Below are 12,689 nucleotides of genomic sequence, written 5' to 3' on the forward strand. Positions count from 1 at the left end.
GCATCGGTATGCTTCGTTCAGTTACGTATTGCTCCTCACCCCGACTCGTTAGGTGGCAACACTGATTAGTGCCGCGGGTGGCGTCCTGATGGTCTTCTCCATCATTACCTGGACAAGCTGATCGATGACCCGGTGGTGCCATCTCAGTCCACGGTGCAGTGGGCATGTGGGGCCTGCTGGCGGTGCCGCTGACAATGATAGCGCAACCTTTTTTGGGACAGTTCGTCGGCCTGCTGACGATCTTTGTCCTGGAGTATTCAGTGCGAAGCTTTGCGGTTTGGATGATCACATCAAGATCGTGACGGAGTATCCGGGTCAGCGAGGAAGAGGAGTATGAAGGTGGCGGATATCGGCGAGTGCGGCATGAGCCTATCCGAATTCACCCGGCTCCGCGGCTCAGGTATGTAACGATAATAACGATTATCCCACTCTATTTCGACCTCTGGCCGCTGTCCCGAAAATATAGGCGTGCTAATCTTGGATATCAGGCAGATGAGGAAGTGGCAAATGAGACATCTCTCTCGATGGAAAGTCCGGGTTTTGCCGGCCTGCGGTATCCCTGTACATGCTGGCATCTCTGTAAATGGGTGGATGAGGCGGGGCGAACGCATTATAGCGACCGTCCCGTGGCCGAAAACAGGCAGGAGATAGAGTTACGCACTTCACCCCGTAGCGACACCCCTCCTCCAATCCGCAACGACCGGAAGGCGACCCGGCAGCGCATGCTCGACATCTATCGTGAAGAGCGGGCGGCACGCAAAGAGGCAAAGAAGAAATCGCAGCAGAAAAAAACCGAACGCAAGGCTCGCTGCAAAGAGGCCCGTTCACGGTTGGAGAGCTACACAACCGCCGGCAGCATTTACGATTACAGCGAAGAGCATGGACGGCGCTATTTCAGTTATAAGGAGAGAGACCGATTCATTGAGCAGTTAAAGGCCGATGTGGAGCAGTGGTGCAGGCAGTAGCCACCATCCGCTCCACCCCTCAAACAGACTCAATGAACCAGGGTCTCGGTCTCGCTGACAATGCGATTTCGGCCACTCTCCTTGGCGTGATAGAGGGCCTGGTCGGCCCGCTCGATAAGCGACTCACGCGAATCACCCGGATGCAGACAGGAGGCGCCCATCGAGACAGTAATGCCGGGTAACTTCTCCTTCGTGCTACGTCTGACCAACACCAACTTGCTGATCGCCTCATGGAGCTTTTGCGCTACCTCCATCGCCTCATCCAGATCTGTATCCAGCAGCACCACGGTAAACTCCTCTCCGCCAAAGCGCGCCGCAACATCCACGTCCCGCACGCCATGTTGTAGGGCCATGCTCACCCGCCGGATTACCTCATCACCGATCAAATGGCCGAAGTTGTCGTTAAACCGTTTAAAATGGTCGATATCCACCATCAACAGGCTGAGTGGGGCATCCTCGCTGGCACCTCGTTCGATCATAGAGTCGAGCTGCTGCGACAGCGCGGTACGATTGTAAAGCCCGGTCAGCGAATCCCTGCTCGCCTGATCCTGCAACTGTTTAACCTGGTTCTTGAGTTCAGAGGTATCCTTCTCGACAGACTCGAGCTGATTACGCATCGATTGATTGGACGATATGGCCTCGGTCGTGGCCGTCAACAAAGTATCAGCGATCCGTTTCAGGTCAACCAGATTTGGATCTCCTTTCAACTCATTCGTTTGGGTCTCCAGCACCTTGCCGAAATCGGCTGCACCTGAGCAAGCGCCGGATACGCCCTCCAGCACCTTATAGAGCAGATTGTGCAGATCGGCGATATGCTCGCCCACCTTATCATCCGGCTGCCCCATGAAATGGGTATCAAAAAACTCCCGAAGGTAGTGCACATCAAGCGCCCTGCCTCTATCCAGGTGCGATTCGATCTCCTGATTCAGCTCCGGCTTGCGGCCGGCATCATACTCGTAGGCAATCGCGTAGCATATTGGGTTTGGCGGGATTCCATGCCGCTCGAGAAAATCGAGCGCCGCAGCGTGATGCTGTTGCGCCTTGTCCGGTGGATCAAGGTGAAAGCAGGGCATAAGTTCTGACATATTGGTTACCTAATATTTTTTCTAATAGTTGACGAAGGTAGACGACAAAACGCAGGCAACAGGGGGAAGGGTACAAATCCCGCGATGTAAGCATGGCATCGGCAGGGTTATTACTAGCTTTAGCAATAAATCAAAAAAATCCTATTTCGGTCATATTTCGCTGCTCCCCCCCTCTTTGCAGAGGCCCGGCGACAAACAGGCAACAGATCGGCTAACATCCTCTCTCTTCCACACCACGACGACAGACCATGGCATCCAGCAAACCCTTCATCCTGATCGACGGCTCCTCCTATCTGTTTCGCGCCTTTCACGCGCTGCCGCCGCTAGCCAATTCGAAGGGTGAACCCACCGGGGCAATCGTCGGCGTGCTCAACATGCTGCGTCGCCTTATCGACGACTACAGCCCGGAGTACATTGCCGTGGTCTTCGATGCCCCCGGCGGCAGCTTTCGCAACCAGCTCTACAGTGAATACAAGGCGCACCGTCCCCCGATGCCGGAAGAACTGCGGGTGCAGATCGAACCTCTGCACGATATCATCCGGGCTATGGGACTGCCGCTATTGATGATCGAAGGCGTGGAAGCGGACGACGTCATCGGCACCCTGGCGCAACAAGCCACGGATCTCGGCCTGGAGACGCTGATATCCACCGGCGACAAGGATATGGCCCAGCTGGTCAACGAGCATGTCAGCCTGATCAATACCATGTCTGAGACCTTCTCAGACCGTCAGGGCGTAATGGACAAATTTGGCGTCACACCGGAACAGATCATCGACTATCTGGCACTGGTAGGGGACAGCGCGGACAATATCCCCGGCGTCCCGAAGTGCGGTCCCAAAACCGCCGCCAAATGGCTTGCCGCTTACGGCGATCTCGACAACCTCGTCGCCCACGCTGATGAGATCAAGGGTAAGATCGGCGAAAGCCTGCGCAATAGCCTCAACTTCCTGCCCCTCTCGCGCATCCTCACCACCATCAAGCTGGATGTGCCGCTGGAACTTGGGCCGAAGCAGTATCTGCCGACCCCACCGGATACCGGGCGGTTGCGCGAACACTACACCCGCATGGAGTCCTCCCGGCTGCTCTCCACACTGGTTGCCAACGAAGCGCCTGTAGAGGAGAAACCAGCCGCCATCGAGCAGCATTACGAGACCATTTTGACAAAGGCCGATTTCAACGATTGGCTAAAACAGCTTCAGCAAGCAGATCTTTTTGCCTTCGATACCGAAACCACCAGCCTCGACTATATGCAGGCGGAGATCGTCGGCGTCTCCTTTTCCATCGAACCGGGCCGGGCCGCTTATGTCCCGGTTGCCCATAGCTGTCCCGGCACACCGCAGCAACTAGACCGTGAGTGGGTACTCACTCAGCTAAAACCGCTGCTGGAGGATTCGAGCCGGAAAAAGGTGGGACAGAACCTGAAATATGACATGAGCGTGCTGGCCCGTTACGACATCGAACTGCGCGGCATCGCCTTCGACACCATGCTTGAGTCCTACATCTGGGACTCCACTGCCACCCGCCACGACATGGATTCGCTGGCGAAAAAGTACCTGGGGCATGAGACGATCCATTTCGAGGATGTCGCCGGCAAGGGCAAAAAACAGCTCACCTTCGACCAGATCCCCCTCGAACAGGCGGCCCCCTACGCCGCAGAAGACGCAGACATCACGCTTCGATTGCACCAGACACTCTGGCCAAAGATTGAAAGTGAGCCTTCACTAACACGCGTACTGCAGTCGATCGAGATCCCTCTGGTGCCGGTGCTCTCCCGCATCGAACGCAACGGGGTTCTGATCGACAGGGAGATGCTTACGGCCCAGAGTCGGGAGCTGGCGGAAGGCATGCACAATCTTGAGCAGCAGGCCTACGAGGTCGCGGGCCGCCCCTTCAACATGGCCTCTCCCAAGCAGATCGGGCAGATCTTTTTTGATGAGCTGGAACTGCCGGTCATCTCCAAGACCCCCAAAGGCGCGCCTTCCACAGCGGAGTCGGTATTGGTGGAACTTGCGGAGCAGGGCCATCAACTGCCAGCCCTGATCCTGGAGCATCGCGGCCTCTCCAAACTCAAATCGACCTACACCGACAAATTGCCGGCGATGGTCAATCCGGCCACCGGACGGGTTCACACCTCCTACCACCAGGCGGTTGCCGCAACCGGCCGACTCTCATCCTCCGACCCCAATCTGCAGAACATCCCGGTGCGCAGCGAGGCTGGCCGCCGCATCCGTCAGGCATTCATACCTCAACCCGGCTGGAAGATGGTTGCCGCAGACTACTCCCAGATCGAACTGCGTATCATGGCCCACCTCTCTGGAGACGCAGGGCTGTTGCAGGCCTTTGCTGAAGGCAAGGATATCCACCGGGCCACCGCCGCCGAGGTGTTCGGAGAAACAGTGGAAACGGTGACCCCGGATCAGCGTCGTTCCGCCAAGGCGATCAACTTTGGTCTGATCTACGGAATGTCCGCCTTCGGACTGGCAAAACAGCTGGGGATCGAACGCAGTGCTGCGCAGCAGTATATCGACCTCTATTTCTCCCGCTATCCTGGCGTACAAATGTTCATGGACCGCACCCGTGAGTCGGCCCATGAATTGGGATACGTAGAGACCCTCTTCGGACGCCGCCTCTACCTGCCCGAGATCAACGCCCGGGGACCACGCAAGGCAGCGGCGGAGCGCACCGCAATCAATGCCCCGATGCAGGGCACGGCCGCCGATATCATCAAACGCGCCATGCTCGCTGTCGATGGTTGGATAGAGGCAGAGCAACCCCCGGTGAAACTGCTGATGCAGGTCCACGATGAACTGGTTGTGGAGGTAAGAGAGGATTATGTCGAAACCACCAGCGTTATGCTGCGAGAGAAGATGGAGTCCGCCGCAGAATTGGCGGTGCCGTTGGTGGTTGATGTCGGCATCGGCGACAATTGGGACGAAGCGCATTAAGCACTCCATATACGGGGTTACGTATTGAGATGTTTGACGCTGAATCAAAACGCAAAAAATCAGACGAGAAAACTCGAAGGCCTGCCGCCACGCCACTACCCGGAGTGGGACTACAAGGCCAAGACCTACAATCCCGACTACGTCAGCCTCTACGAGAGCCTGCATCCCGGTGGCAGCGCTGCCGAAATCGATGCACTGCTGGCCAAACACAGCAGCCTGGCCAAACAGCTGAAACGGCTGCTCGATATGCTCAAACCTCAGCAGTTGGTGCGCATCCGCTATCAGGAAGAGGGCAGCGAACTCGACCTGGATGTCGCCATCCGCTCACTCATCGACTTCAAGAGCGGAGCCCAGCCGGACCCCCGTATCAACATGAGCCACCGTACCGATGGCCGTGACCTGGCCGTAATGCTGCTCATCGACCTTTCCGAATCTGTCGATCAGATCCCCGTCGGCTGCGACCAGTCGATTCTGCAGTTGAGCAAAGAGGCAGTCACCCTGCTCGGCTGGGCCATCGAACAACTCGGGGACGCCTTTGCCATCGCCGGGTTCTCATCCAATACCCGCCACGAGGTGCGTTATCAACACATCAAGGGCTACAGCGAACACTGGGACGACACAGTCAAAGGCCGACTTGCCGCAATAGAGGCGGGCTGGTCGACCCGCATGGGCGCTGCCATACGCCACGCCAGCCACTATCTCGGGGCACGCAAAGCCGACAAAAAACTGCTGCTGATCCTTACCGACGGTGAACCCTCAGACATCGATGTCAGTGATGACCGGCAGCTCATCGAAGACAGCCGCAAGGCGGTAGTTGAGGCGGATCAGCAAGGCATCTACACCTACTGTATCAACCTCGACCCCAAGGCCGACGAGTATGTGAAGGACATCTTCGGCAACCAGTACACCGTCATCGACCGTGTCGAGCGACTACCGGAGCAGCTTCCCAAACTCTTCATGGCGCTGACGAAATAAAATACAGGCTAAAGACTAAAGGCCTGGGTGCTTGGGAGTTCCAAGCGCGCACCACCCATTGCCATCAAGTTTCGGAACTCCCTGTCACCTGTCACCTGTCACCTGTCACCTGTCACCTGTCACCTTTCGCCCTTCGCCTTTAACCTTCCTCCTTCCTCCCAACCCACAATAGCGTGTATAATTTTTTGTTCGCCTGAACAATTTCAAACCGAGTGCTCATCCGATCCGCATGAAACAGACTGACGACCTTCGCATCAAAGCGATCATAGAACTGAGCTCTCCTGCCCAAGTGCATGAAGAACTTCCCATCAGCGATTCGGCCGCTGATACCGTTTATGCTGCGAGACAGGCAGTCCACCGCATTCTGCACGATGAGGATGATCGCCTGCTGGTAATCATCGGTCCCTGCTCGGCCCACGACCCGGAGGCCGCACTGGACTACGCCAAACGACTGCAACCGGTGCGTGAAGCACTCATAGATGACCTTGAGATCATCATGCGCGTCTACTTTGAAAAGCCACGCACCACCGTCGGCTGGAAAGGGTTGATAAACGACCCGGATATCGATGACAGTTTTGCAATCAATAAAGGCCTGCGACTGGCCAGGAAACTGCTGCTCGACATCAATAATCTCGGCATTCCTGCCGGCACCGAATATCTTGACCTGATCAGCCCACAATATATTGCAGACCTGATCAGCTGGGGCGCTATCGGCGCCCGCACTACTGAAAGTCAGGTACATCGTGAACTGGCCTCAGGACTCTCCTGTCCGGTGGGTTTCAAAAATGCCACCAACGGCAGCATGAGGGTTGCTCTCGATGCCATCCGCTCTTCCTCCCAGCCGCACCATTTTCTTTCAGTCACGAAAGAGGGACGTTCCGCTATTTTCTCGACTCGCGGCAACGATGATTGCCATATCATTCTACGCGGAGGCAGCCGGCCCAATTACGACTCCGAAAGCATCAATATTGCCGCAGATGAGATGGAAGCCACCGGCCAGCAACCACGCATGATGGTCGATTTCAGCCATGCAAACAGCCGCAAGCAGCATGAGCGCCAACTGCTGGTTGGCCTGGATATCGCCAGTCAGATCAGCCGCGGTGATACACGTATCATGGGCGCCATGATTGAAAGTTTCCTTGTCGCTGGCAGACAAGACCGTGAGGAAACCAAGCCGCTAACCTATGGCCAAAGCATCACCGATGCCTGCATCAGCTGGGATGAAAGCACACCGCTACTTGAGGAGTTGGCCAGTGCTGTTCGTGCGAGACGGAAGAAACACTAAGTTATCGACAATAGAAACCAGTATCTGCCGATAAAACGTGCGCCAGCACAAATTCCCAGACCAATCCAGTTGACCCCTCATTTGCTTGGCAGTAATCTCAAATGGGAAAAATCATTCCGCTTAACTGCAGGATAATCGTGCATGCCTGATCCAGCGATCGAAATACTCATCATCGGTAACGCCATGACTGAGGTGGAGGGTTACATCTCATCCCTGCGCAACTCAGGTGTAACGGTTCACGCCAACCGCCTGAATCAGGACGATCAACGCATTGCCAAAGAGATCCGCTCCGCTTCATCACTCGACATGGTGATCTACACCGCAGAATCAGGTGATATCGGCATCGAGCATCTGATGTCGCTGCTCCGGGAGTGTGGCGTTGCAGTTCCGGTAATCGCCCTAAGCGAGCCAGGAAATGAGGATTTCATCGTCAACGCCATGAACCAAGGCGTGAATGATGTCGTTACGCGCAAAAACAGCGAACATCTTACCCTGGCAGTCAAACGGGAATTCAGCAGCCTGCTCACAAAGCGCAAACTCGACAAAACCAAATCTCAGTTGAAAGAGGCAGAAGCACGTTGTCACACACTGATCCAGAGTTCACGTGAAGCCATTGCCTATATCCATGAAGGCATGCATGTCGAGGCAAACCCAGCTTATCTCCAGATGTTCGGTCAGGTTGAGCAAAAAGAGATCGAAGGTCTGCCGATCCTCGATATGATTGCCCCGCCAGAACATAAGAAATTCAAAAAAATTCTACGCTCCCTTTCCGCAGATCATGAGCAGACTGCAGAGATAGAGGTCACTTGCCTACGTGACGATGAAAAGGAGTTCTGCGCCCAGCTCAGCTTTTCCCCTGCCAGTATCGATGGTGAACCCTGCACCCAACTGGTTATTCGTGACCAAACGAACGACAGACAGCTAGAAGCTAAACTGCGGTTGCTAAGCACCCAGGATTCATATACCGGCCTCTACAATCGACAACATTTTCTCAGTATATTGGAGGAAACCACTCGTCAGCAACAAGATCAGGATTCACCGACTCACAGCCTGCTCTACATCACACTGGACAATTTTCAGGAGATTCGCAACAGTGCCGGAATCGCTGCAAGTGACAGCGTGCTCAATGAGGTCGCAGATATCCTGACCGGCCTGGCCCATTCTGACGATCTGCTTGCCCGCTTCGGGGATCACACATTTACTCTGCTAACACCGCTGACAGACAGACAGGAAGTGGAATCACTCGCTGTTCGCATTTGCAACGAAATCGATACTCGCGAATACGCCGAGACTGCAAGTTATATCAGCCCAACCAGTAGCGTCGGCATCGCCCTCTCATCAGCAGAGATACCCGGTGGCCAGGAATTCCTCAACCTTGCCTACCACGCTTGCGAAAATGCGCGTCAGCAGGGGGGGAGCCAGTTTTCTGTCGCCATCGCAGCGACTCAGCAGGAAGAAGAGGATAAAGCCGGCAATGAGACAGATCTCAGCCACCTGATCCAGCACGCCCTTGAAAACGATCAGTTTAAACTGGTCTACCAACCCATTATCAGCTTACAGGGAGACACCAGGGAAAACTACGCAGTACTGGTGCGGCTGATCGATCACAACAACGAGGAAATTCAGCCCAACTATTTTCTCAAGCAAACCGATGAGATGGGAAAGATGGCTGCGGTGGACAGATGGGTTATCCGGCATGCCATTGCCGAACTCTCTGTACAGCGGAAGAAAGGTCGCAAGATCAACTTCTTCATCAATATCTCCGGCACAACACTGGAAGACGATACCCTGCTGTTATGGATCTGTGACTGCCTGCGAGAATTTGAGGCCAAGGGACCCTGGGTCATTTTCCAGATAAGCGACAGTGACGCTCGCGCTCATCTGCAACAGGTGCAGAAGCTGACTGGGGGGCTACAGAAGATCAAATGCCAACTCTCCATCGACCACTTCGGGCTCACCCCCAAACCGGAAACACTGCTGCGTAACCTGCCCATCAACTACATTCAGTTCGATCCAAAATTTCTCGATGACCTGGCCGGCAACCAGGAAAAGCAGGATGCGCTCAATGAAGCAAACAGGATTGGCCAATCCTACAATATCAAAACCGTCGCCACCGGCATTGAAGACGCCAACAGTCTGGCGATACTCTGGTCCATTGGGGTGAACTATATAAGGGGATACTTCCTACAGGAACCCTCCGCTACCATCAGCTATGATTTCAAGCAATCCTGACAGCTGAAAAATCAAAGGATATCAGGCTTCCTGGCGACCAACAAAAAGCCCCGCAGGGAGTCCCCCCCCGGCAGGGCTTTTCAGCTAAGTCCAGCAAGACTTACCACGGCATAAATGAGTTCCACTTTGTCATGGGTCTGGAAACATCCCGAATATTTCGATTCATCGAACGCATATCGTGCGACATATAGTAGGTTGACTCGGTCATGGACTTCATCGATTCACTCATGGTATCCATACTTGACAGGATAGGCTCCAAAGTCCTTACATCCTGAGCCATCGAATCAACACTGACAGCCATGGTACGAACATTTGCTGTCAACTGACCCACACTGTCAGTCATACTCTGCACATTGCTTGCCATGATACTCATGTTGGAATCGACACTGAGAGCAAGGAAATGGACATCTTTCGCCAAGCTGAAGACCAGATAGAATCCGTAGGCGGCGAGTAAAATAAAAGCAAAGAGTGACGGGTAAACAATCAATTCCCAGCGCCTTGCGCTGGTTTCAAAGGCCAGGGAAAGCCTATCCATGCCGTATTGTTCACGTTTATTCTCGTCGGCTTCGGCAGTTTTTTCAGCCACGGCCTTCTCTTTTTCAGTCATCAATACAATACCCTACTCACATATGAGTAATCATTAAGTCTAGCATAGACTAAACTTATCACAACAATACATGAAGTATATATTAATATTCTAATGCCTTCCAGGTAACTGGCTTTTATTGTTCATTTTTTATCGACTAAATCCTCCCCATCAAGCCACTGGAACGAAAAAGCCCGGCAGAGCCGGGCTTCAGTTAAGCATTTAGAACATTGACGTTAAAACTCGCCGGTAGCGCCCCGATTCATAATATCAAGAATAGACTCCTTCACCTGTATGGCTTCCTGTTTCAACTTAGGAGGCAAAGGTTCGCCGCCATAGATCATCAGATCCATATTGAGTGCAACCAGCCAGAGCTTTCCTGCCTGATCTTCGATCAATGTGACCCGGCAAGGCAAGTAGGCCGAATAGGCGTCGGAATAGTCAAGCATAATCGCTGCAGTCAGGGAGTTGCAGAAGAGAAAGATCTTGACGAATCGGTAACTCTCCCCTTTTTTCGCTTCGATATCCTTGGAAAGCGGCAGTTCACCCACCTGCGACATATTATGTTCGTTAGCCACGAACTTCATAGTCTCTTCGACCTCTTCTGCCGTTAACCCCTCTTCAACCGGAATTTTCCAGACCGAGGCCTCTGCCGCATTTTTGGTCTCCAAAAGCTTCTCAATCATCTCCATATAGGCCTTTCCTGCCCCCGGGTCGAAACCTGATAAGACATCGCCATACTTGCCATACAGCGTTCCAATCCCAAGCACTGCGACCAGACCGATCAGCGCCAATATATTTCTGATAAATCCCATATCTCTCTCCCCCAATCTCATCTGATGCTCATAGAGTCCGCATCATTATGATTATATTAACGCGCTAAAATCACGTCACTTTTACTCAAGCGTTCATCAGAAAAGATCATTCACTACAAAGCCCACAAAGCCGCTGGCGAAAGAAAATATGGTTAATCAACCTCTTGCCTTAGTGCACTTTGTATTCTTTGTGGTTGGATATAGCTTTCCGAACGGACACTAATTGTTGTCAATGGCTAACCGATGTAGTGTGGGTAGACAGCTACGGTCAATGCATTGAATTCCCGAGTCCCTTTACCCCGTGGATCAAGCTCAAAGACAGCAAGCCCTTCACTGAATGAGCGCCGAAAAACCGTACGCTGACACAGTCTCTGCTTAACAAAGCTGATGTCTGAAAGCGAGATCAGTGCGGCGGCAGCCTCATCTGACTCACGAATCGCCCTATGGGTGTCCGCACGATTGATAAATGCCAAAAGTTCAGGATTCTTGCCCTCAACGTTGTCATCGACAAAACGGATAAACCGCTGGGTCGACCAGATATCCGCCTGTGAGGGGGGCACCGGAATCACAACCCTGTCCGCCAGTGTCAAGGCTCGCTTCATCGATTCGATATCTGCGGTGCCAACGTCGATAAGCACCTCATCAAATTCCTTGAAGCGTTTTTTATGGTTCAGTCCCGATGCATCCACGACCTGGATTTTGGGTTCATAACCCTCTTCCACCCGGACATCCACAACATCCGTTAAGGTCGCTTGCGGATCTGCGTCAACCACCAACACCTTTGCATCTGCCAATGCCAACCACACAGCCAGGTTGAAGGTCACCGTACTCTTGCCGGATCCCCCCTTGAGACTACCGATTACTGTTATCATGCACTCCCCTTTTCAAGTCTGTGGCGTAAGCATTTGCCTTCACCAACAGGCCTGATTTCACTCCATCAGTGGAAAATGGTCAATATAATCTACCTGACTCATTGTTGGTGATGAATCAAATCCGTCCAACGCGTATGGGCTTCTCTCAATTTGATACCAGTCCTGATCTACGGCCTGGTAGGCACCCGGGTAGCGCAGCTCATTTGCACGTCCACTGATCCCCGTGTTATCAGCATGCGGTTGTCTCCACTCCCGGAATGACGACAAGTAGGGGTTGCTGTTGGAAACCTGCCTCCCTGTCGAAATCGAAGGAGTATAGTCTCTCTGCGAATAGCGACTCCTCAGGACAGGGGGTTCAATCCTGCGGTTGGGCAGCACGGGCATCCTTGCGCCCGGTTGACCGGCAGCACGATTTACCGGTCGAAAAGCGTAGCGTTGATATGGCTGAAACCTATCCAGGTTACGGGAGGCAGTATTTTTCGCGACAAAAGTTGCACGCTTATTTACAGCGGGCCTGTACTGCGGATTGGCGGCAGGCAGGGGCCTTTGCGCCAACGCACGATAGTCCCTCTGTACCGGCGAAACATTCATTGGCCGAAACCTGGGTTGAGCCATATGCTGCCGGACCGTGGCCGATATCATTGGAGCGCGGGATGGTTGATAGTCACGCGTGAAGCTGTTGATTATTTGGTCGATAGGCTTTCTGCAGCGGTCGGAAAGCGATATCCCGCAACACATAGACCCCGGGGCGGGAGAGGCGATGATTGTAAGCCACCTGAGGACGTGATATCAGTATATCGGATGGTGGTGCAGGGTTCACTGCATATTGTCCGGGCAGCAACGGGGCTGATGGTTCAGAGAGTAGACAGGGGGGCAAACTTCGACCCTGATAAGACTGATGAGCACATGTAACTGAACTAAAGTACACA

9 protein-coding genes are annotated in these 12,689 nt (G+C 53.6%); 5 read left to right on the forward strand and 4 right to left on the reverse strand.

What is annotated here, in order from left to right; translation table 11 throughout:
* The first annotated feature begins 500 nt into the window (after positions 1-500).
* Complete coding sequence (locus tag G9Q73_RS17645; RefSeq protein ID WP_177420948.1) at positions 501-965, forward strand: DUF4124 domain-containing protein; 465 nt, start codon at positions 501-503, stop codon at positions 963-965.
* Positions 966-994: 29 nt separating this feature from the next.
* On the opposite strand, the gene G9Q73_RS17650 is transcribed toward G9Q73_RS17645, so the two are convergent.
* On the reverse strand, positions 995-2,050 hold the full coding sequence (locus G9Q73_RS17650) for a GGDEF domain-containing protein (RefSeq protein ID WP_177420949.1): 1,056 nt from the start codon (positions 2,048-2,050) through the stop codon (positions 995-997).
* 248 nt (positions 2,051-2,298) lie between these two features.
* Here G9Q73_RS17650 and polA point away from each other — a divergent pair, with 248 nt between their 5' ends.
* The 4 genes from polA to G9Q73_RS17670 all read left to right on the forward strand — a co-directional run bounded on the left by polA (position 2,299) and on the right by G9Q73_RS17670 (position 9,487).
* Entirely contained in the window at positions 2,299-4,995 is a 2,697-nt protein-coding gene (gene polA, locus G9Q73_RS17655) for a DNA polymerase I (RefSeq protein WP_177420950.1), read from the forward strand.
* A gap of 33 nt (positions 4,996-5,028) precedes the next feature.
* Positions 5,029-5,970: a nitric oxide reductase activation protein NorD gene (locus tag G9Q73_RS17660; RefSeq protein WP_246345373.1), complete on the forward strand. Its 942-nt coding sequence runs from the start codon at positions 5,029-5,031 to the stop codon at positions 5,968-5,970.
* A gap of 229 nt (positions 5,971-6,199) precedes the next feature.
* Positions 6,200-7,255, forward strand: coding sequence for a 3-deoxy-7-phosphoheptulonate synthase (locus G9Q73_RS17665; protein WP_177420951.1), 1,056 nt, complete (start codon positions 6,200-6,202; stop codon positions 7,253-7,255).
* 141 nt (positions 7,256-7,396) lie between these two features.
* Positions 7,397-9,487 carry a GGDEF/EAL domain-containing response regulator gene (locus G9Q73_RS17670; RefSeq protein WP_177420952.1) on the forward strand — a complete coding sequence of 697 codons (2,091 nt, stop codon included), beginning with the start codon at positions 7,397-7,399 and terminating at the stop codon, positions 9,485-9,487.
* Between the two features lie 100 nt (positions 9,488-9,587).
* Here G9Q73_RS17670 and G9Q73_RS17675 read toward each other — a convergent pair whose 3' ends face one another.
* The 3 genes from G9Q73_RS17675 to G9Q73_RS17685 all read right to left on the reverse strand — a co-directional run bounded on the left by G9Q73_RS17675 (position 9,588) and on the right by G9Q73_RS17685 (position 11,760).
* Positions 9,588-10,022, reverse strand: coding sequence for a hypothetical protein (locus G9Q73_RS17675; protein ID WP_177421518.1), 435 nt, complete (start codon positions 10,020-10,022; stop codon positions 9,588-9,590).
* A gap of 287 nt (positions 10,023-10,309) precedes the next feature.
* Complete coding sequence (locus tag G9Q73_RS17680; RefSeq protein ID WP_177420953.1) at positions 10,310-10,888, reverse strand: DUF302 domain-containing protein; 579 nt, start codon at positions 10,886-10,888, stop codon at positions 10,310-10,312.
* Between the two features lie 236 nt (positions 10,889-11,124).
* Positions 11,125-11,760, reverse strand: coding sequence for an AAA family ATPase (locus tag G9Q73_RS17685; protein WP_177420954.1), 636 nt, complete (start codon positions 11,758-11,760; stop codon positions 11,125-11,127).
* Positions 11,761-12,689: the final 929 nt, after the last annotated feature.

The sequence above is a fragment of the endosymbiont of Lamellibrachia barhami genome, assembly GCF_011947365.2.
Classification (GTDB): Bacteria; Pseudomonadota; Gammaproteobacteria; order Chromatiales; family Chromatiaceae; genus QGON01.